This window comes from bacterium (assembly GCA_009926305.1).
Classification (GTDB): domain Bacteria; phylum Bdellovibrionota_C; class UBA2361; order UBA2361; family RFPC01; genus RFPC01.
On record RFPC01000040.1, the window covers coordinates 1 to 25,492 of the forward strand.

Consider the following 25,492-nt stretch of genomic DNA (forward strand, 5'->3'; position numbering starts at 1 on the left):
ACTGTTAAGAGGAAACACTGTTAAGAGGAAACACTGTTAAGAGGAAACACTGTTAAGAGGAAACCAGCTTTCCGCCAACTTGCTGGTATATTCGCTCGCATACCGTACAGGATAATGTCTGATTGCGCTCTTTCTCTATGGCTCCTCGAAAAAGGACTTTTCCGCATTCACATGCCCAGCCTACCTGTTGTGCTGGAACTCCTTGTACAAGCGCATAGTCAAAGACATCTCTGGTAACCACGGCACCTGATGCTATAAAGCAGTGTGCACCGAGAGTTATGCCGCAAACAATGGTAGCATTGGCTCCAATACTGGTGCCTTCTTTTAGAAGTGTATGATCATATTCTTTTTTGTTAGCCACCGGGTACTTTGCCCGGGGATTCTTTACATTGGTAAAAACAACCGAAGGCCCGCAGAATACAAAATCCTGCAGTTCAATCCCTTCATATAGGGACACATTGTTCTGAATTTTACAGTTATTCCCAATACGAACATTATTGGCAACATTTACATTTTGACCCAGAGTGCATTGTTTTCCGATTGAGGCGCCTGACTGTATGTGACAAAAGTGCCAAATTTTTGTGCCAGCGCCGATTTCTACGTCATCATCGATATAGCTCGACTCATGCACGTAATAGCTTTTATCTGTGATAGTGTCAGGTGTATCCATGATTTACCGTTCGTAAAACTGATGTATAGACATTACTACATATTCAAGTTGTTCCTGGGTAATTCCAGGATATACTGGAAGAGCCAGTGACTGATTGGCTGCTTTCTCGCTCTCCGGAAAGGCTCCTTTTTGCAATCCAAGATAGGAGAAGCACTCTTGTAGGTGAAAGGGGCAAGGATAATAGACTTCAGTTCCTATCTCTCGTTCTTTCAGAAACGTCCTCAAGTCGTCTCGAGAGTCACCGGCCGTTACCACAAATTGATGGAAAATATGGTGCTCTAATCCATGTTGCATAACAGGAAGGCAAAGGGGCAGGTTGCGCATCTTTTCCATGTAATAGCGTGCATTCTCTTTTCGTAATCGGTTCCATTTTTCTAAGTATGGAAGTTTTAGGCGCAATACGGCGGCCTGAAGAGCGTCAATCCGAAAGTTTCCACCTAGCATCGAGTGAAAATACTTAGGTTCCGAGCCGTGCACCCTAAGTTTTCGAAGTCTATCCCTTAAAGACAAGTCATTTGTGCAAATAGCTCCAGCATCTCCAAATGCCCCCAGATTTTTTGTCGGAAAGAAAGAAAATGTTCCCATGGTCCCCAAGGTGCCTGACATTAGAATTCTCCCATCCGACGTTGGATATGTAGCTCCTAAAGACTGGGCGGCATCTTCAATAACTGGTATCCCATATTCGTTTGCAATGGATAAAATGGGCTCCAGATCGGCACTTTGACCATAAAGATTGACTGGAATGATAGCCTTTACCTTGGAAATAAGAGTCTTATTCTCATGGAACCATGCTTCGAGCCTCATTGGATCTAAATTGAAAGTAGCAGGATTGATGTCAACAAAAGTCGGAATACCGCCGAGTCGAGCAATAACCCCAGCTGTAGCAAAGAAAGAATATGGAGTGGTTATGACAATATCATTCTGACCCACCTCAAGAGCCATCAGAGCAGCGAGTAATGCATCTGTTCCAGAGGACATCCCGATTACAGCTTCGCATTGTAAGAGCTCAGCTAATTGATTCTCAAGCTTTAAGACCTCTGGCCCAAGAATGAAGTGTGAGGATAAAATTACTTCCTCTATCTTGGCCATGATATCCTCATGTATATCTTGAGATATAGGAGATAGGTCGAGAAGAGGTACTTTCAAATCTAATCCTCCAGTCAGTTTCTTGAGTATAGGCATACTCCATAATCCCGTGAAATAGCTCCTTTTGATCTTTGTAAAATTACGGCTACGGAGGCGTGTTCCACCTCCTTTCGGGCTTTCGAGATAGTTTTTAGGGTATTCGGTAGGCCGTCAGAGAACTACTCGAGCTCAAATTCTTCATGGATTACCTGTGATACGTACTCGATATCTTCGACAGATAGTCTCGAATGCATGGGGAGGGCGATACTACAACGATCCGCGTAGGCCGAATTCGAATAACTTGATTGCGAAAGACTATACTTATTTTTGTAGTAACTGAGTAGTGGAAGTCCTTGCGTTCCTGGACGACATTGAACACCTTTTGTATGAAGGAATTCGAGACATCTATTTCTTCTCTCATGTAATTCATCGAAGGATTTTCCTGAGAAGGAGTCCCGATTCAATAAGATTACATATGCTTGGTATGCATGCTCGAAGCCATCCGGCGAGGATGGAAGTATCAGCCAATCACATCCAGAAAGCAGGCGGGCGTAGTTTTTCGCTACTTTGATTCGTCTACTTCTCATATCGGGGAATTTTTCGAGTTGGACTTGTCCAATAGCAGCCTGGATATCGGTCATTCGATAATTTTGACCGGGTTCGTCACAATCACCAATTACATGAGGTGACATGTTTGTTTGTTCGGAAGGTGGGATCATTCCATGCGAGCGCATGCGTTTCGCAAGCCTGTCCGTCATCTCGTCATCGGTAGAGATCATGCCCCCTTCACCGGTTGTGATTGATTTTCTGGGGTGGAAGCTAAAGCATGCAGCCCTACCGAACGTGCCAGCTTGCGCACCGTTACATGATGCACCCAAGCCACACGCAGCATCTTCAAGAACCCAGAGCCCCTCCGATTCTGCAAAGTGCATGATTCTATTCATATCGGCACAGAGCCCAAAGAGATGCACGGGAATGATGCCCACAGTTTTTTTCGTTATCCGCTTTGAGAGCTCTTCTGGGTCAATGTTAAAGGTTGATAAGTTAATATCACAAAAAACTGGCTTAGCACCGCAAAGCTCAACGACATGAGCAGTAGCGACCCAAGAATATGCTGGCACCAATATCTCATCCCCTGGTTTTACGCGCAGAGCCCATAGGCATGTCTGAAGCCCAGTAGAGCAGGAAGAAACTGCTGTACAATAGCGAGAGCCGATAAAGCTTCCAAATTTTTGCTCAAAGTTCTTAACTTGTGGACCTTGTACGATCCAGCCAGAGCGTAGGACGTCTAGGACCGCATGTTCTTCGGCAGTATCAAAGTCTACTTGACCAATCTGAATCTGTTTTGCCATCGAGTACTTTAGTTTGGAAAGGTCTTTCCAAAGAGTTTGATTCAACCCCCGAAATATAGCAACCAGTAGTTGTTAAAATTATTGGAGTTCTTTGCGACTTCTTTCGTGTGAAATGTGAGCTCGAAGAGCAGCATAGCATCTTGAAGCTGAGGGAATCATACCCTTTTAGCATCAGTTGATTGGTTCAATCGCATAATCATTAGAGGCAGTAGGGGCACCAAGTTTACCATGCTGCTGTATGTTCAAAGTCGAGTTGTTTGTGAACAAAGAATATCCGCCAAACAATATGATACTACAGGCAAGGTTGATGAATGCCGTAAGTCACTGTAGCACCCCACCCATATGCGATATTTAAAACGGCACAGTATGTAAACGGCACAGTATGTAAACGGCACAGTATATAAACGTCACAGTGACTACGATTATTCACCTAGCTCTTCATATCTAAATCTGGTGTCCACCTATAGGTGTCCACGTTGTTATTCAAAATATTTAGCTTTGAGTCATTCTGCTTGGCATTATCATTGAACACTTTTTCAAGTGCGGTTGTGTAGTCCTTGCCCCAGCGAATGACTTTCCAGTCTGTACATGACTTGCACGTCGGATGCGCAAAGGAGCCATCAAGATGGCTCTGTCGTAGCGCTTTAAATTCTGAAGACTGCCAAATCCTTTGCAGGGAATTCTCTCCATCAATTTTCCCCATTGAAGTGCTTTTCTGCCAGTCATCTGGACAAAACCTTACTCGACCATCATACGTGACAACCATACGGGTGAAAACCACGAGGCAAGGCCAACGAGTTTCTATCTCTCTAGAATCTATATCTTTTTTGGGAGTGAGGCCTTTTGTGTCCACATAGTTTCGGATGATGACCTTATCTACAATCTGTGACCAAAATTTGTCAAATAGGTAAAGTTCTTCATCATCAACCTCTGGTTGCTGAACTATACTTACCATGAGTTTTACGTTGTCACGCTTTCGCCTGTCACGTTCACGAATGAATTTGAAAATGTTACCAAGAATTCGATTGTAGTCACCACGCAATCGAATTCCTTCATATGTTTGCTTGAAAAAACCATCAAGACTTACCTCAACCACAACTTTTGTTTCGGTGGGTTGCAGTAAAACTTCTAGATTTTGCTTCTCTAAGAACATGCCATGCGTATTGAAGGTGAAGGTGTTTACCCCTTTCGTCAGAGCATAGTCAACTTGCTCAACGAAATTTTTGAGCATGGGCTCTCCGTCTGGAGTGATTCTCAATGCACCATTGAACTGCGAGACTTCATCCACGATAGTCTTCCAAAGCTCCATAGGCATATATTCAGGGCTGTAGTCTGGAACTGCCGCATAGATGTCATTATGGGGACAGTGGATGCACCTTAAGTTACAAACATTTGTAGTCTCCACATGTACGATCGGTGGAAAGTCTTCATGTTCCTTTTCCATGAATCCAAATTCTTTCATATGATTGCCTCTTCATGTTTTGATACATTCTGTAGTTCTTCAAATGGTATAATAAATCTTGATGGATAAACACTTCGAATTTCTTCTGGAGCGCAGGATATAAGGCTATCGATATTGCCAATCTTTTTACTCAGATAGTAGTGATAACCGCACGTACATCCCCAATCTTTCTTAAACTGGAAGACACCAGAGTCTTCGGATGAGCTAGATTGCCAATTCAAAAATTTGCCTCCACGTTTTGTGCACTCGTCAATCACGGCATTTGCCGCAAAGCTTGCAGGTTGTGCAGAAAAAAACTTGCTGTTAAAGCTGATCATGAAAACATCAAAGACAGGCGGTAGGCCTACTACTAAGATGCCGCCAATGAGTAAGTCCTGATGGTAGACTGCCTGCAGGAAGCCCAGATCTGCTGGGAAAAGTGTGTTGAATAGGGATTCCGCAAATTTTCTTTCGAGAGGGCTCGCACCAATCTCGTTCATTCGTTGGGAATGAATCTGAAACCATTCACTAAAGATAGAAGGATTTTGCATGCATTCGGTCCGAAGTTTCGCATCTCTGGCAATTCTTAACCGGCGACGAATATTCGACCTTTTCTTGCTAGGGAGAGTCTCCAAGTATTTTTCGCAAAGAGGAAGATGCTGATAGTGGTTTTTGAGAGTAAAGTCAGCTTTGAAAAACTCTTGAGTTGCTTGGTTATCTCCCATGATTGGACTCGTTGTAATAGTGGCAAGTATGCAGTCTCTTCTTTTTGCCTCAGCAATATACGCAGCAGATAGAGCTTTATGCGCTTCAAGGTTGTAATCTGAGTTCACAATCATTCCACCGTATCCCCCAGGAAGGGGGCTTGAGGTCAGTACGCTGCCCAGGGTGCCGCGACACTGAAATGCTGGCATGGCGCCCATAGCTTTGCCAACCGAATTGTAGGCAATAAATAAAATTGCTTCATCTTCGCTGCTTCTTTCAATGATCTTACACCACTCGCCTTGATGCTGTACGAGGTTGCCACCAATATCCTTCAAAGCTTGCTCGTATTCCTCGACCTTGGAAAGATCTATGATGGAAACTTTAGATGGCATGGATTCCGTCGTCAGTTGTTAGACAAGCTTCATTAATAACTCGCCGATAGTACTCAGCTGTTTTGAGAATGCCATCTTCCAAGTCGACATTGGCTTCGAAGCCCAGATAATCTTTGGCTTTATCTAAGATCGGGATACGCAACTCTACGTCTGCATATTCCTTTTGCGAAAAATTTACGCTGGACTTGGAATTGAGAACCCGAACAACCGTATTTGCGAGGCCATAAATTGTGGTCACCGCTCTCTGATTGCCAATGTTAAAGGACTCACCGATGGCACGCGGATGAGTGAGAGTAAGAAGGACGCCATCGATCATATCGTCAACATAACACCAAGCGCGAATCTGTGTTCCATCTCCATGTACCTCTAGGGATTTGTCTTGTATCGCTCGTTGAACGAAAATACTGAGCGCCCCTTCGCCAACTTGTCCTGGGCCATATACATTGAATGGGCGCACCACAGAAGCTGGGAGACCTTTTTCATTATGATAAGCGATTGCTAAATGTTCTTCGGCTAATTTAGAAACCGCATATGTCCATCTGGCCTCGCCCGTTTTGCCAGTCGTGGTGCTATCTTCTTCACTACAACGGAAAGCATATTGACCAAATACTTCACTGGTTGAGAAGCATACGATTCTTTCGAGGTTATCCATAGTGGCCGCAACCTCTAAGATATTTGCAGAGCCCAGCATGTTCACACGCATCGTGTTAATAGGGCTTTGCACCACCGTATCTATTCCAGCTATGGCAGCACAATGGACTATATAGTCGGCTCCTTTAGCGGCGGTGGTCAAAGCAGGGAGGTCTAAGATATCACCTTTGATGATGGACAGATTCTTGTGATCATGAAAAGGGCGTGTTGCTAGAGAATTGCGAGAGAAGTTATCAAAAATGGTTACTTGATTATTGTCTAAAAGTCGTCCCGCTAAAGTTGAGCCGATAAATCCAGCTCCCCCTGTAATAAAGACTTTTTTATTTTCAAATTCCATTGTTACTACCTTCTATAAAACAGATTCAGCACTTATTCTATCGGACACTTTCTCCGTAGTGAGGCACGGGCACTGTGAGTTTCTCAGACTGAAGGCATAACTCCAAGACCTCAGTTTATAAGGTATAGATGAAGCCGCCAGATAAGCGTTTCAGTAAAAAAGTGAATCCCCACAATTCTCGCCAAAAAGGGGAACTTCCGAAATAGCAGGGCATACAATATGAATAACCATCTGAAACTTATTGACTTTATCACCCTTGAGTTGCCGATAAGGGCAAGCTTTCTCCGATCCTACTAGGCTTCAGTCGGTCTAGACATACCAGTTCACGGAAATTTAGTTCTCTAATTCCTAGAATCTGTGAGAACACGGGAGGTATCGGATGATAGCTGTCATTCTCTAATGCAGGTTATCATATTGATGAGCGGCCAGGGCTTTACAATCGGTCTCAGAGCTATCTTTTCTCCAGAATAGAGAAGAAATGAAAGCTGGATTTACCCGGTTCATTTTTGTACGTTTGGAGAAGCTGTAAAGGTAGCGGATATGAGTTGTGTATTGCGCTATAACTTGTAAGGCATGAACTTTAATGTACCCTCTATTTTTCTTACCCTTTTTTATCGTCTTATCTTCATGCTCGGTGGTAGGAGTTCGGACTACCCAAGAGCTCGATTACCAAGTGATCAAGGTTTATGGTGAATATGAGTTGCGGAAGTATAATGATTATAAAGTAGTTCAAACAACTGCAGGTGGCTCATATGAGCAAGCGAGCAGTAAGAACTTTCGGAAGTTATTTAAATATATCACGGGGAATAATCAATCTGAGGCTGATATCTCTATGACAGCACCAGTCAAACTTCAGTCCGTAACGATTGATATGACAGCTCCAGTACAGATACAAAGTGTCGAGGATAGAGGAGGAGAAGGGAGGTACTCAATGCAATTTGTTCTTCCTTCTGAATATCAAGGAGAGAATGCAAAGAAAGCACCCTTAGCGTTAGATCCTTCGGTCACCCTAAGCGTAGTTCCTGCTTCGCGTGTTGCAGTAAAGCGTTTTTCCGGGATTCTTAGTGAAAAAGCGGTAGCCTCTCAAGAGAACCTTCTACGAGATTGGATTCGGCAAGAGGGGCTCACACCCTTAGGGCGGGTTTCAAGTGCAGGGTTTGATCCTCCCTGGACTATTCCGTTTTTTCGTCGTAACGAGGTGATGTTCCGCGTTGAAATAGATTCCCGTGAAGGAGAAAAACAGGGAGAGGAGTGATAATGGGCAAGGGCATAAGCTGCGTCGTGTTCAGTCATGAAGTGTCTTAATTCTTCAGGTATAATCAAAGGCTTACCAGATCCTTATTGAAACTCTATTCCTTCACACAATTAAATTTGAATAAGCTTTGAAAATGCGTTCTGCTATCAAGCGCTAGAAATTTTCATTGGGGGAAATTATGTTTGCCGATCATAAAGCAGACTATGAGGGGAGTTCACGAGGAGCCATCACTGGTTATTTCAATCAGAGTGCTCTAGGAACTCGTCGGTTTGTAGAGCCTAAAGCTCTGATACTATGTGATTTTGTTATGGAGCGGGCCGATGGGGGTCTGCAGGAGTTCATCCCGGGCGACCCGACCCTTAATTCAGAAACTCAAGTTCCGGAAAACCTGCAAAAGTTGTTCAAGCAGTTTTGGACTGAGGAAAAGGAGGGCAACAAAATCATTCAAGTTGTGCTAGGTCAATTGTTCCGACGTATACACGGAAACAGTTTAGGCGAGGACATCGAAGATAAGTCAGTCGACTACCGTGCGATGTTGGGCAATGTAATTCCGGAGCAGGAGGCCTTGGGCTATGTTGTCAATGTGCAGATAGAAATCGAAAGAGAAGCCTTTAAGTTGTTGCAAATTGAGAGGGGGGCTCAGATAGACGATGATAAAAAACGGTTGAGAGATGCGCTAGGCAAAGGTCCTAGAACGGGGGGGATTCTCGCTTTTGAGGAGCGAGTCCTAAAGGAAGTGCTGCAAGAACAACAGCCCGTGAAAAAAGTAATAGCTCGGTTTCTTGATCTCAGGTCTGAAGCCGAGGAAGTATTCTCGGATTCCCCATCATTCGCACGTCTTGCCAAGACCTCTGCGTTAAGAGTTCTGTCAGGAGATTATAAAACAATTGATGAAGCAGAAGAAGATTGGCAATCTTTAAAGCGTCAGGCTACGGAATTGGCTGAAACGATAAGAATGCCCCAAATTTTGCCTGAGGAGGTAGCATACCTTGTGTTTGAAGGCAGATATTCCTCTGTTCAATCAGCTGGAAAGGTCTATGAAGAACTTGTCCGAGAGTCTAGCGGCAAGTTTTCCACAGATATAGTCGGTAAGAGACTTTCAAAAACGGCAATAAACCATGTGTTTAAGGGAAGGTTTGAATCGCTTGAGCATGCTAAGAGTGAGAGTAAACACATAGATGCGCAATTCATCGAAACATTTCGAGATAGCCCGGACTTAATGCAATATAGAAAGGAGATTGTACAGGAAGTTTTTCAGGGAAAGCACAATTCGATTCCCAAATTAGCGAATGAATATAAAAAATGTCTTCCCAAGGTTGAGCAATTATTTGGTGAAGATGCCCGAATCTGTGATTATGCACGGTATGCTTCAGCACTTGTTATAAGAGGAGTCTATTCAGACCCTGCAGCCGCTAGCTCTGCCTGTGTTGATGCTGTTAATCAGAGCAAGGAATATTTTGCCCATGAGGACGAGAGTTTTCAAGAGATAGCAGCGCGAACTATTTTTGAGGCGAAATATATGGGTGGCAAGCAAGCTCTTGAGGGATGGAAGGTTTCCCTGAGAAAGGCACGACGCTGTCTGGGAAAAGAAGCCAATCAAGAAGAAGCTGTCTATAAGGTGGCGCTATCATTATTTGTAAAAAGGTTCCGTAGAGCAGAAGACGCGCTAGCTGTTTACCACGAGAGGCCGTATACTTTCTAGCTGGCTATTCCTAAACCTGGCAGAACATCGAGCAAGACGAGTGTTACAACAGTAATGACTTATACTTGAGGTCTAGAATCGAGAATAAGCCTTTGTCGCTGAGTTTCAAGTCTGGGATTACGAGAAGCGGCAGGAATGAGAGCGTCATAAAGGGAGCAGGGAGGCTTGACCCCAGTTCTTTTGCTCTTTGATCGAGTTCAGTGTAGAGATTTGCCACGTAGAAACCATCTTTCGTACTCATAAGACCAGCGATTTCGAGTGGTAGCACCTTGCGTTCCTCGCCATTGGTCAAGGCGAGCCCTCCAGCATGTTCCATAAGGAGGTTTATCGCTGAACATATCTCTTCATCGGATGTTCCGACAGCGATAATGTTATGGCTATCATGACCGACACTACCTGCTATCGCGCCACTTTTTAGGCCGATATTTTTTACGAATCCAATAGCAGGCGGTGCTTCATGATAACGATTCACGTTTACAAGTTTCAAAATATCTTTCTCTGGGTCACTAACAACATAGTTGTTTTTGAGAAGGGGTTCTGCTGTCGATTCTTTAGTGATGAGTTCGCCTGGTAGCGCTTCGATGACTCGTATGAGTGAGTTTGCTTCAGCTTTTACTTGAATTTGCTGAGGGCTCACCTGATATCTATGGAAACGATTTATTGGTTCTATTGTTTGTTCTGGGAGCAGAGTCTGTCCTTTACTCGCAACCAGCTGACCGTCGATATAGGTTTTTAATACATTAAAATTTGAAAGATTATCAACGACAATAAAATCAGCTGGGTCTGATTCCTGTATGAGTCCAACTTTCATATGATAGTGATCAATCGGATTCTTCGTGGCAGCTCTGATCGCATCCATTGGGTTACAGCCTTTCTGAACACTCCTTCTCAAAAGAACATTGATATGCCCTTCAACAAGGCTATCTGGATGTTTGTCATCCGAGCAGAACATAATATGTTGAGGATACTCATTGAGAAGGGGAATCAGAGCATCGAAGTTCTTTGCCGCGCTTCCTTCACGTATGATTATTTTCATTCCAAGCTCAAGCTTTTCTTTTGCTTCATCATAAGAAAAGCATTCATGGTCGGTTTGAATTCCAGATTGAATGTACTCACGGGCTTGTGCGCCTCGTAAACCAGGCGCATGGCCATCGATAGGCTTTCCAAATGTTTTCGCAATCTCAATTTTTTTCAGGAGCAATTCATCCTTTGCGAGTATCCCGGGAAAGTTCATGACCTCAGCGAGGTATCCAATGTCATCTCGTTCGAGTAGATATTCAATTTCATCTGGACCCAGTGTGGCTCCAGCAGTTTCGAAAGTAGTAGCGGGTACACAAGAGGGGGCCCCAAACATGAACTTGAAAGGGGTCCTCTTCGCATCCTCAAGCATAAATTCAACGCCTTGTATCCCAAGCACATTGGCAATTTCATGCGGATCACTCACAGTGCCGACGGTGCCATGCTGAACGGCGAGACGGGCAAACTGAGTAGGGGAAAGCATAGAGCTTTCAATATGAACATGAGCATCAATGAGCCCAGGAAGTAGAAAGTATTCAGAGCTCACAGGCGTTCGTATGATCTCACGAATCAGCCCATTCTCTACTATTACTTTCCCTTCATAAATATCACTACGCTCTACATCAACGATATGGCCTTCGATGGTGAAGGTGCTGAGATTCGCGTCAATATCTTCATGATTCATAATCTAATGGCCTATACGAGATTTTATGAAGTGAACGCAATAAGACTACAAAGGATAGGCGAGTAGCTCAAGCAGCAGCTGCTCTTCAACCAACGAATTCGTCAAATATCTCTCTCACGCTACTCACCGCAGTAACCCCTTGAACACTTTTTCCCGCTTGCCAGAAGTCCTTTGTAGAAAGTGCGCGAAAGTTTGAGGATTTCAGACGAAATACGGAGCGAAGCGAATAGTAGAGGCGCATCCAGTGTTTTGTCCTATGGCCTTTAAGGAGTTTTCGAGCCAACCAGCCTGCATCTTTCCCATGTTTTTCCAAAAATGGTGTGTTAATGACTGCCAGAGGAACGCCTGTGACTCGAGTTGTGAGAACAATATCATCTGCACTCGCTTTTATGATGGCACTTTTGTAGTCATCGTGAGCAGTGCACTCTTTGGAAGCGATAAATCGCGTTCCCATTTGAATGCCTTGGTAACCGAGCGCGAGCGCCTGCTCAAAATCCGCCTTACACCCAATGCCTCCTGCTTGAATCAGTGGAACATCGAGATCTTGCAGCTCTGAATAGAGTTCTTGAGGTGATTTTTTACCTGCATGACCACCGGCCCGGTTATTTACGCAGATCAGGCCTCTGGCTCCACGCGAGAGTGCTTTTTGAGCATACTTTCTTTCGGTGACATCGTGATAAACGATTCCGCCTGCTTGATTAACTTTCTGAACGACCCACTTTGGGTCTCCAAGGGCTGTCACTACAAAGCGGATTCCCTCGTCTAGTGCTACCTCCAGCCATTCTTCCATTCTTTTTTGATATAGCTTCACTGATTGTTCAACAATCAGGTTAAGAGCAAGAGGTCCAGCGGTTAATTTTCGTATTGCTCTGATCCCCTCTCGAAATTCGAAGCCATGTACATAGGTGAGAGAGAGTGGTTGGATGACAGGTAGCCCTCCGGCTTCTGCTACTGCTGCAATCAGTTCTGGATTACTGCAGGGATACATGGCGCCACAGATAATGGGATATTGAGCACCACTATCTTGTAGAAATTGATTGTCTTCGAGAGACGTATTGTGAACCATAACTTATTGCTCCCGAAAAGAAGGGGGAGGGGATTATGGGCCCGTCACCATAAGCGGCCAATAACCAGGGTCCTCTCCCTTCTAACGGTATACCTCGTATTAAGGTGGTGCAATGCTAAGAGTGAGTAAGAGTTTTTCTGAGGTGGGGCAAACATGGGTAAGAATCTCGTCATTTAGCGCTGAAAGAAGGTTGAGGCAAAGGCATTAATTTTCACTTCTGATATCAACCTTTTCCTCATTCTGACCGAACTATTGTGAGGGGGAAGCCTTTATGCAGCAGAAACCACTGAAAGTTATGATCTACTCGCCTGATTCAGGTGCTCGTGTCCGATTGAAGGATGCGCTGAGCAATCTTGTGTCCTTAAAGCTTGATGTGGATGTTAGAAAAAATTGGCGAGAGGCTGTGAGCTTTGTCTCAATGCTAAAAAATGTCTCGTTGATTTTTGTTCATAGTTCGGTGCAGCCGGAGGAGCTCAAGGCTTTTCAGGATGGAATAAACAATGTTTCTCCTGCATATCGACCAAGTTTCGTTATTACACTGCGACCAGAAGAAAATGTTCCTGAAGTTATTTCAAAGCATTTGATGAATGGAATTGAGGGGTTTCTGAGTGAGCCATTCACGACGGGTGGAGTAGAAGATACTCTTCGGGTAGTACTTGAGAATCGCGATAAGCGTATCGAGGCGCATAAAAAGGCCAAAAAGGCGATTCAGTTAATTATAAAAGATAGTTGCGCAGTTGCTGATGAGACAGCCCTAGAAAGGCTTCAGAATGACAAGAAAGGGGGCGGTGTTGCCTTGAAGAGAATGAGGGAGATAGAAAGTCAGGTGCGCCAGATGAAAGGCTTATTCACTGAAAGCGAGATTTTCTCAATCGTTGAAAGTGCGATTGAGGGACAGGCGAGTAAACTCAATCTCCAAGACTTCATGGCGACTAAGCCGAAAGTAAAGTTTGCCCCACATCCAAGTAAAGTCGTAACGAAGATTATTGAGAGCCGGTCAATCTCAAGAGAGAAGTTGCTCGAGACACTAGCGGTTCATGAGGAAGAAATTTCTGCTTTACTCGAAAAGCAAGGTGGAATTACTCCAGAACTCGCTAAGAGCTTAGCCCGCGTTCTAGGAAGTTCTGAAGACTACTGGTTAGGACTGCAAAAGAGCTATGAGGCTTACATGGAGTCACGGAGATAGAACTCCTCAAGGGTGCTAAGAGGGTATTCACTAAGCATCTACCATAACTAGCTGATAATACATTTATAAACGACCTATAAGAAACCTTATCGGGCAAATAGAGGGGTGATTTCTCTCTGAAAATCGGTTCAGCTGCGATTTAACTGAGGATGCTGCTACCCCTGTGCTACCATTCAGACTAACAGCAAGAGAGAGTCCCGATGAGTACATCTCCAGCCAATACTTCCATTCCTCTACGTGCCAGCGCTAGCGAGCTTCCGTGGGAGACGCTCCGAGTTAATGGCGAACGCATTTTTCTACGACCCGTTGAAGTTGCTGATGCCGACACTCATTTTGAGTGTTTCACCGACGAGATTACCCGATACATGGCTCCGGCAACACCAAGTTTAGTGAATGACTGTCTCGTATTCATTGAATCTTCGCGTGCATCTATGGCGGCTGGTGCAGAGTTTGTGTTCGCTATCTGTGCTCACGGGTCGGATGAGTTCCTTGGATGTACTGGATTACATTCACGCATCTCGAACACCATTCTTGAGCTTGGAATTTGGATACGCGGTTCAGCACATGGCCAACATTATGGTCGAGAGGCTGTGCATACCCTCTATCATTGGGCGAAAGAACGATTTGAGGTCGAGTATTTTACCTACCCGGTAGACCGTGCGAATACTCCAAGTCGTAAAGTCGCTGAGTCGTTAGGCGGAGTTGTTATTGAAGAGCGGAAAAGCCCGACTCAAAATGGCGGCGAATTAGACTCGCTCGTCTACCGCATTGATTAGTCTTTATCCCCTGGCGGGAATTATCGGGCAAAACTTGCTTAGCGATTTATAGCGAGCTTTGGGGATGCAGATGAGTTTATCGCATGCCATGCCGCTATCTACGCTCGCACTATCACCTTATTTCCTGACTCATACCGGCGCAGCCCAGCTGAAAAGATAAGGAGCCCAAGCAAAGTATACGTTACAACACCGAGTAAGAGCAGGCCTGCCTCCGACCATGAAAAACTACGAATGAGTTCAACGGGCAGATAGCTAATAAAGCCCGCTGGTATAATGGTAAATAGCATTACCCTCAACATTCCTTTGAAGATAACCCCCGGATAGAGAGAGAACGCGATGACAAACTCGTGCATCTGCATAGCAAGTGAATCAATAGATCCAAGCCAGAATGCGAAGCTGTGGACGATGATGCCCGTCATCGTATAAAGGATCATGGTGCTGATACTACAGATGAAAACTAAGACTATATTCTCAGGTGATGCATAGCCCGACCAGATGATTAAGAGTGCACCAGAGACAATATCCCCCCACCCTGCCACATTCGTCTTCGAGGCGACTGCTGAGAGTAGTACACTTTTTGGCTGTGATAAAAAAGTATCAAGCTCGCCCTCAGCGATCATACGTGAGAGATTACTGACGCCTCCAAAGCAAACAGCATATATACCTATCCCGAATGCTACGAGTCCATAGAGAAGAGCGCAGTCCTGTAAGTGCCATCCACCGATGTGGTCCACCTTCGTAAAAAGGATGATCCAGGTAATGAAGAAAAGGAGGTTGTTGAGAAACATAAAAAAGCTTCTCAGTAGAAACGCTCCTCTCAGTGCTAGTGCCGCTCTTGTATTAATGAGAATCAAGAGCCAGAGCAGTTGTATAGAACGAGAGAGGTACTGCATATCATCCCCCTCCTATCACAAGAGTCTTTTCAGCTTGTCTTGTAATCCAGGAAAGGAGCAGAACGGCGACTACTCCCCATAGGGAAACCAAAAAAGCTGTCTCAAGGGCAATACTCCACTCAAATGGTGAGAGCATCAGTCGTCCGGGTGCATATAAAAGCGCGTAGAATGGGGTCATGGAACTAAATTCCTGCATCCATACTGGATAGACCGTGATGGGGAGCATCAAGCCGCCGAGAATGAATAAGAGCTTTTGCCAGATCCAGTAAAGTGGTGTTGCCTCTTGCAGCCAAAGAGCGGAAAGACCAATAGCAGTCTCAAAGAGAAGCCCTACGAATGCAGCACTGAGTCCAAGGAGTAGGAATATAGGAAAGTGTGCAGAATCGATATTTGGACCGACGCCCGCTGCGATAAAAGCGATCAGGAAGCCTCCTAATCCCATTCCAGCAAGTCGTACGAGGAGTTGGCCACTCGCTTCGGCAATTCTCATAGAGATGTACGACACGGGCCGTCCCAGGTGATAGGCGATACTTCCGTCTCGAACATCTTCCTCGATTTTTCTGTGTATCCCGGGGATGGAGAGTATGATCCACTCAGTAGCAGCCAGATACCATAGCATATCACTCGGCGTCCCAGAGGCTCGAAGACCACTCTCAAATGCCGTCTCCCACAGTCTTGAAAAGATCACCATAATGATCGCAAAGAAAGCGAGGCGAGTAAGCAGAACGGGCCAGTAGTGAAGCTCGGTTCGGAAGGCGATTTTCAGGAAGGAGTAATACTTTCCGACTCGTCTGCGGGGCTTACTCTGCATAGATCGCCTCTTGCTTGGGGAGAGATAAACCATCTGCATAGAGCTTCTTGATTACATCCTCTAATGGCGGATCCTCGACCGTGAGATCTCGTAGTTGTCCATTCTCTATAGCCTGAAGGATTACCCTTTCAATCGGTGTAATTTCAATATTCACTTTCAGCGTTATGTGATGCGCTCTTTGCTCGATTACCTCTACACCAGGAAGGTCTATCAAGATTTGCTCCTCAGCAGTTTGGATCGTTACTACTTTTTCTTTTATGTATGCTTGACGTACTGCATGCATTGGGCTGTCAAGGAGCAGGCGTCCATGGTTTATGACGATGACTCTATCGCAAACCTGTTCCATATCGCCGGTATCGTGTGAGGTTAATAAGACAGTAGTCCCCTCTTGTTCGGAGCGTTGTCTCACCAAATCACGGATACTAGCCTTAGCAGTGACGTCGAGCCCAATGGATGGTTCATCCAAAAGGAGTACCTGTGGGCGGTGTAACATGCTGGCAGCGATCTCACATTTCATCCGTTCGCCAAGCGAGAGCTGTCTGACCGGCTTGTTGAGTAGAGGACCAAGGTTGAATATATCAATGAGCTCCTTTTTCCGTGCCTTAAATTGGGAGAGTTCCAGGTCATATACGGCAGCAAACAGATTGAAGGTCTCTTCAGCAGGGAGGTGGTACCACAGCTGGGAGCGTTGTCCGAAAACAGTACCAATCTTATAACTGAGTTGAGAGCGCGCCTTCCAGGGAGTAAGTCCATATACCTGGGCGTTCCCATCTGTTGGATGCAGAATTCCAGTGAGCATCTTGATCGTCGTAGACTTCCCGGCTCCGTTTGGTCCGATAAAGGCCACCCGTTCACCCGGTGCAACATCGAATGAGATACCCCTAACTGCCTCAATGGTGCTGTACTGAGGGGCGAGAATCCCCTTCAGGGAGATGAATCGACCCTCGGGACTCGTTTTTACCCGGTAGTGCTTTCGCAAATTATCTATAGAAATCGCATGGTGCATGAGCGCTTTAATCCCTTTCTCAACAAGAGTATATACGACTTCGAAGAGAAAGAGTTTCCTTTTTCTTGCCTCTGAAGGGAAAATAGGGACTATTCACTAGGGGTGATGGGTTCTCCCCGTCAGTCCACTTTGGCTGAAAGTAACTTAGTTGTGACTGGTACAATTTTTAGCTCGGCGACGCATACCTTTACAGCAGCAAAACCCACCAATTCCATTCGCTTGTTCTATCGGTTTTGCTGAATGGACTGCCTCATACTGATGGCACCCCCGACATCCATCCCAAAACCCTTGATCGGAGGTCAGTCCGGTTAGAGGCGCACTCTCATAGCCAAGTGATAGATTTACCTGGTAGACAGCTTCAGAGAGTGTAAGAGAGATAACATCAGCTTTTGGAAAGTGCTCGTCTCCTATTTCGAGAAGAACACTTTTGATCTGGCGTAAGAGACCCTGATTCCGGTGAGCTGGGTCGATCACAATCCCAGAGTGAGAAATGACATCTCCTCCCCAGGGAGCGAGATAGCCGAATCCGACTACCACTGACTCTTGTAATGCGATTGCCGCTAGACCCTTTGTCAATTTATCAGTGATGAGCTCTTGGCTTCGCTCTGCAATGCTATGAGTTTTAGCAGCCTCTCGAATAAGGCTGCCTATCCGTGTGGCATGCGACACATCTTCCGGAGCAGCACGTCGAACAAAATAATTGGATGCACTCATTATGGTATTCCCCCACGGAGACGAATATTCTACCGCTCTTAACGCGAGGCGGCAGGATACTCTGGATTGCTAGCGCATACTACTTAAAACCGTATTTTTGTAAGTTCGTCATCTCAGGCAAGAATGCTGCTGAGATGACTCTCACTCCCCCTAAGGAAGGGTAAAATGTAATTCACTACTTGAACTGAACGAGATATTTCCATTTTGTGGGAGCAGAAACGTTGCTACCGCTGCAGTCAGCCCACGCTCGTTCCAGTGCGGAATCGTTCCTCGAATGTACGGTATTGAAAATGATGCTTCGCCACGAGAATTTACACTGAGCTCTGGTGATGATACCGCATATTGAAATCGCATTGTCGTATTACAGCTTTGACCAAAGTTAGTGAAGAACGGGCTGCTCAGATATGGATTTACCCCATCGATGTAAAGAAATGACTTTGCATCAGGACTAGGATTAAGACCAGTAATTGTAAAATCAATACTGGTATCTGAATAGTCAACATGAATCTCTATCTGGGGATTTAGGTTTTGTTGAAAGTCAGCGCAAGCGGTTCTAGACAGTGCGAGGGAATCTCCTTCTGTGAAAAAAACGTCCATTTTTGGATATAGATCCTGTGAAGTAGAGACTAAGAGTGGAATACCATCCCTGATGATCCACTGTAAGTTCCCACCGATTCTGTACTCACGTTGTCGACCGCCACCAAAGCTTTCTCTGATAGTATTGGTTCCTCTATCGATGAGGTGTATCTCGCCCTCTTCGACGTTTACATTCGGATGGTAGTCATTATAAGGGCTGCTGATAGCGAGAGTTTCTCCATTGTATGCCATCGAAAAGCCAAATGTTTGATCTGGAGCTGGAATTGTATGAACAACGGTTACTGCTCCAGAAGATGCAATCTCAAGAATCTGTACACCACCTTGATACTGAGAGCCTGAACCACTGACAGCAAGAGCTACATGCTGCTTTCCGTTACTATAGAAGTCACCAAGATGCTCGATGCTACTAATCGTTCCATACGGATTAACATTTGGAAGGTTGTGACTATATTGATGGAGAATACCACAGGTCACGGGGTTAATGACCTGTGTTTGATGGACATGGGCACAAGCGCCTGTGGGACAACTTGGAGCCACTACTAATAGTTCGCGGACTCCGTCACCAGTGATATCTCCAATAGGAGTCATATGAGGCGCTGAGAGAAGTCCTCTTTTTGGAAATACGAATTGAGAACAGCTCTCAACAAGTTGTGGTTGTACGAAGGTAGTTGAGTCCCAGACAGAAAAAATCTTTACCCGTGCCATATTCGTCGAATTTGCAAGACGCTCTTCCGAGACTGCAAAGTATGCAATGCTATTCGATGAATTACTTAATTCGCCTAGTCCAATGATTTGTTCTCCAAGTTGGCTATATGGAGCTTCGCCCGAGAACGTTGACCCGACCGTTTGACCTGTCGTTAGGTTAACAAGTTGAAGAGTTCCTGCTCGATTTCCAATTGCCGTATTTGCATCGGGAGAGCCAGATAGATAAAGGGGATCTTGGCGTATACTTCCTATTTTCCCGATGGCACAGCCTGTGACTCCCGTGCCGGCTGGTAATGTGCCAACTGATACGAGTCTCCCCTCATCTCTATCAAGCTTTACGACTTGCCCCGCAGTGCTCGTATAATATTCGGGCTCTCCATTATCATACAGGTCAACCTCTATGAGCTCTGTGTTTCGATGTCCAATGCCATTGATCTTAAATGCGAGTGCTTCAGCCAAGACAAGTGAGGGAAAGAGAACCGAGCAAGAGACTACAGTGATGTTGAAAATATTCTTGAGCATGTGAACCTTCCAAAAAAAAGTTAGAGATGAATCCTATTCTCGACACTCCTCAGCCTTGTCGAGTAATTGTTCCATGGTTTTCAGAAAAGCTTCTTTCTCTGTTCCTTCAAGGAGGTTTGAGAAATCTAAGACAAGATCATCAAGGTCTCCATCGTAACCACCGTCACTTTCTATGGCATTCTCCAGGCCGTCCAAAGCTGCCTTTACATCATCACATGAGACGACCGCTCTTCCTTTTAGGATATCGCCGACTGATTTTCGTACATCTCTGGAAGTCTGCTTTGCAGCATTTTTCACTGCTCCGGTTACTCCCTGCTCTGCTCCCTTCTGTATAAGGTTAATCGCCTCATTCCCCAATTTTTCTGCTGCTGCAAAAATGCACCCAGATAATCCGAGAAAGATGGACAGAGTTACTAATAACTTGACGAGGTTAGCAGCAGCTTTTTTGTGGCTTGAATGCCGGACTATGTGTTTCATGGTAAGAATCCTTAAAAATGAACTAAAAAAACCAGAGTGAGTTAACAATTCGCTTCGCTCTCTCACCTGCCTCCTGTTATGGAAGCAGACAGAGCAAATATGCATAAAAAAAACATAAAATATAAAACCTTCATGTGCTCTCTGGACAGACCGTCTAAGATGTGATGCCTCAGCTCCTGCAATCAATTGATTTTACTAATGAAAAGAGGTGGTAGTTCGGAAGCTGCTGATGAAATCAGTACGCCTGTCTGCTTTTCAATTAACGCTCCTCCATGTAGTTTATGGGGCGTGGATGGAGCTGACGTGTTGCTATATCGGATAAGGAATACTTGGAGAAGGCATGGTTTGCTCGGAATCATCTACGGAGTCTGGCGTCGAGTTTGGCCCGACGGGCGCCCGAATCTCAGTCATACGAAGCAAGAAATATTAAATGCAGCTCAACGCGTTTCGAATATTGAAGCCGATTTCAAGTATAAGCCGCTAATCTCGATTCTCTGTCCTGTTTGTGACCCTCGCCTTGAAGATATACAAGCACTCGTCAGCTCAGTCTTTGCTCAACAGTATCCCCACTGGGAAGTCTGCTTTGCAGATGATGCCTCAGTCAACCACGAGGTCATTCAATATTTGAATGATATCAGTGCGGAGAATCCCGAAAGGGTGCGACTGACGACTCTATCGAGTCGTAGCCATATAGTTGCAGCTTCGAATGCCGCACTTGAAATGGCGTCAGGAGAGTATATTGCACTTTTAGACCACGACGATTTGCTTGCCCCTCACGCACTATCTTGCATAGTTGAGCGTCTTCAGGCGGAAGAGCATCCTGAGATTCTTTACTCTGATGAGGTGAAGATAGACGAGTCCGGAGAGGTTATCGAAGTCCACGAGAAGCCGAGTTGGTCTCCGATGTACTTTCGCTCATTCATGTATACTGGGCATCTGACTGTCTATGCCAAGACATTGATAGACAGCATAGGAGGGTTTCAGACAGGATTTGATGGAAGCCAGGATTATGAGCTTTTTTTAAGAGCTGCAAGAGTTGCTAACAACATAGCTCACATACCAGAGAAACTTTACTACTGGCGCAGTCACAGTGGCTCAGTAGCAGCATCGCTAGAGGCAAAGCCATACGCCTTTGAGGCTGCTCAAAGGGCTCTGAAAAAAAATATAGAGGAAGTAACACTTGAGTTCCCACTTCAAGTGGACTCTGGAGACTATCCCGGTATAACACGGTATGTCTCTAAACATCCGACTCCCGAGGTCATTTCCTTTGCAGCATCTTCATCACGTGAGGAAATTGCGCATTTTCTGAGGCAGTCGAGTGAGCAGTATGTGTGTCTCGTGCGAGATGACTGCCCGACCCCTAGCACATCATCGCTTAGAAAATTATTAACTCCCCTCGCCTTCCCAGACGTTTTTTGCACCCTCCCCATCATTACTGCGGGCTGGCGACCAAAAGTGCTAGCAGCGGGTTACTCGAGAACCGAACGGGGGATGAAGCCAAATCTCAGGAATCACTCAACGTTGATTGGCGCCCCTGGGCACCGACTCTACTGCTGCCATGAGGTTGAGATCGCTCCTTTTTATATTGTGTGTGGTAGGCGACACGAGATGATTATGGCGCTGGAGAAAACTGCGGAAAAGAATCACGATTTTGACATTTTCATCCCTGCTGGAATGAGCCCGATAGTTGTCCCAGAGACGCGTTTTAGAGCTCCGACGATGATACAAAAGGAGATACAAAGTATCGATACTTTCAATGGGCTAAGATTCTCGGTATTGTTCCCTTTCGATAGCGAGTGCATATCTGCCGAACAAATTGCATCCCAAAGTTTTGGGGAGAGATGAACCAAGTTTCAGTAGTAATACCAGTGTTTAATCACTTTGATGGCGTCCTCGAATGCCTGCACTCTGTGGTAACTCACACGGATAAGAACCTGTCTATAGTAGTAGTTGATGACAAGAGTTCCGACGGAAGCTTTAAGTGCTGGTTATCAAAACAGGATATAGACTTATCTGGGTGGCAATTTGAGATTTTAGAGAACGAAGCGAATCTTGGATTTACAAGGAGCGTAAATCGAGGGATGGCTCATGTTGCTCCCAATGACGTCATTATTTTAAATAGCGATACAGTAGTTACAAAGAGATGGGTAGAAAAGCTTACTCAAGCAGCATACTCCAGGACAAACGTAGCAACCGTTACTCCATTTACCAATAACGGAACGGTATGTTCCCTTCCGATATTTCTCAAAGACAATCCTCTACCGCCTAATCTTTCAATTGATACATTTGCAGAAGTTGTTGAAGCCTGTAGCGAGAGAGCCTATCCAACTCTTCCGACATGCGTGGGCTTTTGCACTTATATCACACGTTCCGCACTCAATGCTCTCGGTTCATTTGATGAAGAAGCCTTTCCGAGGGGATATGGAGAAGAGAATGATTTCTCTTGCAGAGCTCAGAAGGCTGGATATGTTGATCTTCTCGCAGATGATACTTTTGTGTTTCATGCGGGGGGAAAGTCTTTTGGGCCTGAGCGAAAGAAATTGATGGAAGCAGGAGAGGCAGTATTGCGCTCTCGATATCCGGCCTATTATCCCAATGTTGGAAAGTTTATAAGAGAAAATCCCCTTTCCGAGCTGCAGAATAGGATACACCGAGCGCTGCTTAAGCATTTTGAAAAAGAAGCAAAGCCCCGCATCCTGCATATCCTGCATAATGGGCCATATATAGCTCGAAGAGATCCTATAGGCGGCACAGAGCGGCACGTACAAGGAGTCATTGAGTCTCTTCAAGAATTCTCTCACTGGTCCCTTGTGAAGGATAAGAACCACTACATTTTAGAATCCTTCTCAGGAGGTTTTTCTATCCAGTTCTCGTATGATGCAGATGAGCCAGATGCTTTAGAAAAGATTCTCGATCCAAGCATCTTTAGTCTCGTTCATGTGCACCACACCCGGTGGTTTAATCAAAAGGAACTGGTGGAGACGCTAAAGGCCCGCATCCCGTATATAGTCTCCCTCCATGATTTCGCAACTATTTGTCCTCGCTTTCACCTCTTTACCATTGGTGGGGAGCACTGCTCAGGAGTTGAGTGCAAAAGTGCTTGTGGATATTCCGAGCATTACATGCGGGAATATCGTGTATACGGATTATCATTGCTCTCTCATTCGCTTAAAAATATCGCGTTCTCTCAAAATACAGTGGAGTACCTTGAGCGACTTTTGCCAGAGGTGCCGCCTATTGAAGTAGTTCAGCACGGTGTTCATCAAATTCAACCGATTAAGGCCAGAACCGATTCTCTCTCACCTCTATCTATCATTACGATTGCCCCTCATGGGAGACATAAGGGTGGTCAAATTTTTAAAGAGCTTTTTCGTGTTCAAACACTTCCATCAGGTAGAGATATTCATTGGAGTGTCCTGGGAGACTGGGAGCAGGTTGGATTCGAAAATTGTCTCGGCCCTTATACACCACAAAATGTCAGAGAAAAGTTAGAAGCTGCGAATTCCCAAGTAGGAATACTTCTATCGCTTTGTCCTGAGACATATAGCCTTGCCTGTGATGAGCTTTTATCTGCTGGGATACCCGTGATCGTAGGTCCCCTCGGTGCCCCTGCGGAACGCATCAAAAGTTGGGAAGCAGGCTGGGTCCTAGAAGACGTCTCGGTAACAGCGGTATTAAGAGAGCTAGAGAGAATCTCGGCGAACAGCAGGAGCTTATCTGAGTGTCAGGCTCGGGCTCGACAATGTCCAACCATACCATTTTCGATTGAAGCATCTCAGCTTGCTACTTGCTACCACCATTTCATCGCCTCCACTTCTACACAAGGCTCTCTTGAGTTGTTTTTGGAGAGCTTTCAGCAAGGTGAGATTGCTCAGCCAGCAGGAGTTCGGCTTTTGAGCCGTATCGTTAACATGATCATGAACTGTCTAGAGGCCATACGTTTGCGGGCTCCGATTCAGAGAGTGTTGGAATCAGTGCTCGGTCAAGGCGGAATTCGCTACCTGAAGAATCTTCGATAGTGTGAGGCTCACACTCGTAATTTCCGCTGTTGGCTCGCCGTTTTCTTGAAGTTTGAGCTACTTTTAGGGATAGTAAGTATGTGGGCAATGCAGTCCGAGCTGTAGAGGGCTGTTCGAGGCAATAATTCACAGGAGTTCTCATGAAGATTGGTGTTGTAGGTCTTGGTTATGTCGGGTTGCCAGTAGCACTCGCCTTTTCACGGAAGTTTGAAGGTACCATTGGCTTTGATATCAATTCAAAAAGAATTAGTAGTCTGAAAGCTGGCGTAGATGAAACAGGGGAAGCTTCACGTGAAGAGATAGCTGAAAGCCCCCTTGCCTACGCTGACTCTGTGGAAGCGATTCGAGACTGTAACTTTATCGTTGTTACCGTGCCGACGCCTGTTGATAGCAATAATAATCCGGATCTCACCCCATTACATTCTGCTTCAAGGAGTGTCGGTGGTATTCTAAAGAAGGGAGATATCGTCGTTTTCGAATCAACCGTGTATCCAGGGGTAACAGAGGATGTCTGTGGCCCGATACTCGAAGAGGTGTCAGGCCTCGTATCGGGGAAGGACTTCTTTCTTGGATACTCACCAGAGCGCATTAATCCAGGAGACAAGACGAATCGACTCGAGACAATTGTAAAGGTTGTTTCAGGGCAAAACGAAGAGACTCTCAAAAAAGTCTCAAAGGTGTATGGTGCTATAATTCAAGCAGGGATTCATGAGGCACCGTCTATTAAAGTAGCAGAAGCAGCGAAAGTTATTGAGAACACTCAGCGGGATCTGAATATTGCTCTTATGAATGAGCTATCAATTATCTTTGACCGTATTAATATCTCGACGAAAGACGTGTTAGCAGCAGCTGGTACCAAGTGGAACTTCCTGAAGTTCTATCCAGGGCTTGTCGGTGGGCACTGTATCGGTGTTGACCCTTACTATCTGACAACCCTTGCAGAGCAGCTCGGATATCATCCCCAGGTGGTACTCGCAGGGAGGAGAATTAACGACGGGATGGGCAAATATATCGCTCAGCAGACAGTGAAGCGGATGGTGAATAACGGACTGAATGTGAGAGATTCTCGAATAGGTGTACTCGGCATCACCTTTAAAGAGGATGTGCCAGATATTAGAAACAGTCGAGTTCCAGATATTCACGCTGAGCTTAAAGAGTTTGGATGCTCTGTCATCTCCCATGATCCGATAGCCTGTCCCGACGAGGTGCACGCCGAGTATGGGATTACGCTTTCCAATGAGTCTGAGCTGAAAGACCTAGACGCGGTGATTCTCGCTGTTTCTCATGACGAGTACTTGGGGAGCAATTCTCACTATCAGCTGAGCTCTATGCTTAAGAAAGGCGGAGTTGTCATCGATGTGAAATCGGTAATCGCTGAAGAGAATGTT

Annotated in this window: 21 protein-coding genes; 7 read left to right on the forward strand and 14 right to left on the reverse strand. The window is 45.4% G+C overall.

Annotation, left to right across the window (positions count from 1 at the left end; translation table 11 throughout):
* Window positions 1–52: 52 nt before the first annotated feature.
* From EBR25_07830 to EBR25_07855, 6 genes are all read right to left on the reverse strand, one after another.
* Window positions 53–670 carry an N-acetyltransferase gene (locus EBR25_07830; protein ID NBW40895.1) on the reverse strand — a complete coding sequence of 206 codons (618 nt, stop codon included), beginning with the start codon at window positions 668–670 and terminating at the stop codon, window positions 53–55.
* Between the two features lie 3 nt (window positions 671–673).
* Window positions 674–1,816: a DegT/DnrJ/EryC1/StrS family aminotransferase gene (locus tag EBR25_07835; protein ID NBW40896.1), complete on the reverse strand. Its 1,143-nt coding sequence runs from the start codon at window positions 1,814–1,816 to the stop codon at window positions 674–676.
* Window positions 1,817–1,974: 158 nt separating this feature from the next.
* The gene (locus tag EBR25_07840; GenBank protein ID NBW40897.1) at window positions 1,975–3,147 is read right to left on the reverse strand and encodes a DegT/DnrJ/EryC1/StrS family aminotransferase; all 1,173 of its coding nucleotides are present in this window, start codon (window positions 3,145–3,147) and stop codon (window positions 1,975–1,977) included.
* Between the two features lie 430 nt (window positions 3,148–3,577).
* Window positions 3,578–4,609 (reverse strand): radical SAM protein, encoded by a 1,032-nt coding sequence (locus EBR25_07845; protein ID NBW40898.1) that lies wholly within the window; start codon window positions 4,607–4,609, stop codon window positions 3,578–3,580.
* On the reverse strand, window positions 4,606–5,685 hold the full coding sequence (locus EBR25_07850) for a GNAT family N-acetyltransferase (GenBank protein NBW40899.1): 1,080 nt from the start codon (window positions 5,683–5,685) through the stop codon (window positions 4,606–4,608). Before EBR25_07850 ends, EBR25_07845 begins: the two co-directional genes overlap by 4 nt.
* A complete protein-coding gene (locus EBR25_07855) occupies window positions 5,675–6,673 on the reverse strand; it encodes an NAD-dependent epimerase/dehydratase family protein (protein ID NBW40900.1) in 999 nt (332 codons plus the stop codon). Before EBR25_07855 ends, EBR25_07850 begins: the two co-directional genes overlap by 11 nt.
* A gap of 583 nt (window positions 6,674–7,256) precedes the next feature.
* Here EBR25_07855 and EBR25_07860 point away from each other — a divergent pair.
* Both EBR25_07860 and EBR25_07865 read left to right on the forward strand, forming a co-directional pair.
* Window positions 7,257–7,928, forward strand: a complete 672-nt coding sequence (locus EBR25_07860; GenBank protein ID NBW40901.1) for a heme-binding protein — start codon at window positions 7,257–7,259, stop codon at window positions 7,926–7,928.
* A 178-nt stretch (window positions 7,929–8,106) separates the two neighbouring features.
* A complete protein-coding gene (locus EBR25_07865; protein NBW40902.1) occupies window positions 8,107–9,630 on the forward strand; it encodes a hypothetical protein in 1,524 nt (507 codons plus the stop codon).
* A gap of 43 nt (window positions 9,631–9,673) precedes the next feature.
* Here EBR25_07865 and ade read toward each other — a convergent pair whose 3' ends face one another.
* Together ade and EBR25_07875 are read right to left on the reverse strand one after the other, a co-directional pair.
* Window positions 9,674–11,332, reverse strand: coding sequence for an adenine deaminase (gene ade / locus EBR25_07870; protein NBW40903.1), 1,659 nt, complete (start codon window positions 11,330–11,332; stop codon window positions 9,674–9,676).
* An 85-nt stretch (window positions 11,333–11,417) separates the two neighbouring features.
* A complete protein-coding gene (locus EBR25_07875) occupies window positions 11,418–12,398 on the reverse strand; it encodes a nitronate monooxygenase (GenBank protein ID NBW40904.1) in 981 nt (326 codons plus the stop codon).
* Between the two features lie 271 nt (window positions 12,399–12,669).
* Between EBR25_07875 and EBR25_07880 the strand changes: the two genes are divergently transcribed.
* Together EBR25_07880 and EBR25_07885 are read left to right on the forward strand one after the other, a co-directional pair.
* Window positions 12,670–13,584 (forward strand): hypothetical protein, encoded by a 915-nt coding sequence (locus EBR25_07880; protein NBW40905.1) that lies wholly within the window; start codon window positions 12,670–12,672, stop codon window positions 13,582–13,584.
* Between the two features lie 200 nt (window positions 13,585–13,784).
* The gene (locus EBR25_07885; GenBank protein ID NBW40906.1) at window positions 13,785–14,360 is read left to right on the forward strand and encodes an N-acetyltransferase; all 576 of its coding nucleotides are present in this window, start codon (window positions 13,785–13,787) and stop codon (window positions 14,358–14,360) included.
* Between the two features lie 98 nt (window positions 14,361–14,458).
* Here the strand turns inward: EBR25_07885 and EBR25_07890 are convergent, their stop codons facing one another.
* The 6 genes from EBR25_07890 to EBR25_07915 form a co-directional block, all read right to left on the reverse strand.
* Entirely contained in the window at window positions 14,459–15,253 is a 795-nt protein-coding gene (locus EBR25_07890) for a hypothetical protein (protein NBW40907.1), read from the reverse strand.
* 1 nt (window position 15,254) lies between these two features.
* Window positions 15,255–16,064, reverse strand: a complete 810-nt coding sequence (locus EBR25_07895; GenBank protein NBW40908.1) for a hypothetical protein — start codon at window positions 16,062–16,064, stop codon at window positions 15,255–15,257.
* Complete coding sequence (locus EBR25_07900; protein NBW40909.1) at window positions 16,054–17,070, reverse strand: ATP-binding cassette domain-containing protein; 1,017 nt, start codon at window positions 17,068–17,070, stop codon at window positions 16,054–16,056. Before EBR25_07900 ends, EBR25_07895 begins: the two co-directional genes overlap by 11 nt.
* 144 nt (window positions 17,071–17,214) lie before the next feature.
* On the reverse strand, window positions 17,215–17,784 hold the full coding sequence (locus tag EBR25_07905) for an N-acetyltransferase (protein ID NBW40910.1): 570 nt from the start codon (window positions 17,782–17,784) through the stop codon (window positions 17,215–17,217).
* A gap of 150 nt (window positions 17,785–17,934) precedes the next feature.
* Complete coding sequence (locus tag EBR25_07910) at window positions 17,935–19,608, reverse strand: hypothetical protein (protein ID NBW40911.1); 1,674 nt, start codon at window positions 19,606–19,608, stop codon at window positions 17,935–17,937.
* 33 nt (window positions 19,609–19,641) lie between these two features.
* Window positions 19,642–20,151, reverse strand: a complete 510-nt coding sequence (locus EBR25_07915) for a hypothetical protein (GenBank protein NBW40912.1) — start codon at window positions 20,149–20,151, stop codon at window positions 19,642–19,644.
* A gap of 132 nt (window positions 20,152–20,283) precedes the next feature.
* Between EBR25_07915 and EBR25_07920 the strand changes: the two genes are divergently transcribed.
* From EBR25_07920 to EBR25_07930, 3 genes are all read left to right on the forward strand, one after another.
* Complete coding sequence (locus EBR25_07920; GenBank protein NBW40913.1) at window positions 20,284–21,930, forward strand: glycosyltransferase; 1,647 nt, start codon at window positions 20,284–20,286, stop codon at window positions 21,928–21,930.
* The gene (locus EBR25_07925; GenBank protein ID NBW40914.1) at window positions 21,927–24,104 is read left to right on the forward strand and encodes a glycosyltransferase; all 2,178 of its coding nucleotides are present in this window, start codon (window positions 21,927–21,929) and stop codon (window positions 24,102–24,104) included. The genes EBR25_07920 and EBR25_07925 overlap by 4 nt, the downstream gene beginning before the upstream one ends.
* A gap of 140 nt (window positions 24,105–24,244) precedes the next feature.
* Window positions 24,245–25,492 (forward strand): nucleotide sugar dehydrogenase (locus EBR25_07930; protein ID NBW40915.1); only part of this gene is annotated, 1,248 nt, incomplete at its 3' end.

Coding starts and splice junctions, on each gene's coding strand:
- EBR25_07830 (NBW40895.1), bottom strand. CDS start 670: ATGGATACACCTGACACTATCACAGATAAAAGCTATTACGTGCATGAG.
- EBR25_07840 (NBW40897.1), bottom strand. CDS start 3,147: ATGGCAAAACAGATTCAGATTGGTCAAGTAGACTTTGATACTGCCGAA.
- EBR25_07845 (NBW40898.1), bottom strand. CDS start 4,609: ATGAAAGAATTTGGATTCATGGAAAAGGAACATGAAGACTTTCCACCG.
- EBR25_07850 (NBW40899.1), bottom strand. CDS start 5,685: ATGCCATCTAAAGTTTCCATCATAGATCTTTCCAAGGTCGAGGAATAC.
- EBR25_07855 (NBW40900.1), bottom strand. CDS start 6,673: ATGGAATTTGAAAATAAAAAAGTCTTTATTACAGGGGGAGCTGGATTT.
- EBR25_07860 (NBW40901.1), top strand. CDS start 7,257: ATGTACCCTCTATTTTTCTTACCCTTTTTTATCGTCTTATCTTCATGC.
- EBR25_07865 (NBW40902.1), top strand. CDS start 8,107: ATGTTTGCCGATCATAAAGCAGACTATGAGGGGAGTTCACGAGGAGCC.
- ade (NBW40903.1), bottom strand. CDS start 11,332: ATGAATCATGAAGATATTGACGCGAATCTCAGCACCTTCACCATCGAA.
- EBR25_07875 (NBW40904.1), bottom strand. CDS start 12,398: ATGGTTCACAATACGTCTCTCGAAGACAATCAATTTCTACAAGATAGT.
- EBR25_07880 (NBW40905.1), top strand. CDS start 12,670: ATGCAGCAGAAACCACTGAAAGTTATGATCTACTCGCCTGATTCAGGT.
- EBR25_07885 (NBW40906.1), top strand. CDS start 13,785: ATGAGTACATCTCCAGCCAATACTTCCATTCCTCTACGTGCCAGCGCT.
- EBR25_07890 (NBW40907.1), bottom strand. CDS start 15,253: ATGCAGTACCTCTCTCGTTCTATACAACTGCTCTGGCTCTTGATTCTC.
- EBR25_07895 (NBW40908.1), bottom strand. CDS start 16,064: ATGCAGAGTAAGCCCCGCAGACGAGTCGGAAAGTATTACTCCTTCCTG.
- EBR25_07900 (NBW40909.1), bottom strand. CDS start 17,070: ATGCACCATGCGATTTCTATAGATAATTTGCGAAAGCACTACCGGGTA.
- EBR25_07905 (NBW40910.1), bottom strand. CDS start 17,784: ATGAGTGCATCCAATTATTTTGTTCGACGTGCTGCTCCGGAAGATGTG.
- EBR25_07910 (NBW40911.1), bottom strand. CDS start 19,608: ATGCTCAAGAATATTTTCAACATCACTGTAGTCTCTTGCTCGGTTCTC.
- EBR25_07920 (NBW40913.1), top strand. CDS start 20,284: ATGAAAAGAGGTGGTAGTTCGGAAGCTGCTGATGAAATCAGTACGCCT.
- EBR25_07925 (NBW40914.1), top strand. CDS start 21,927: ATGAACCAAGTTTCAGTAGTAATACCAGTGTTTAATCACTTTGATGGC.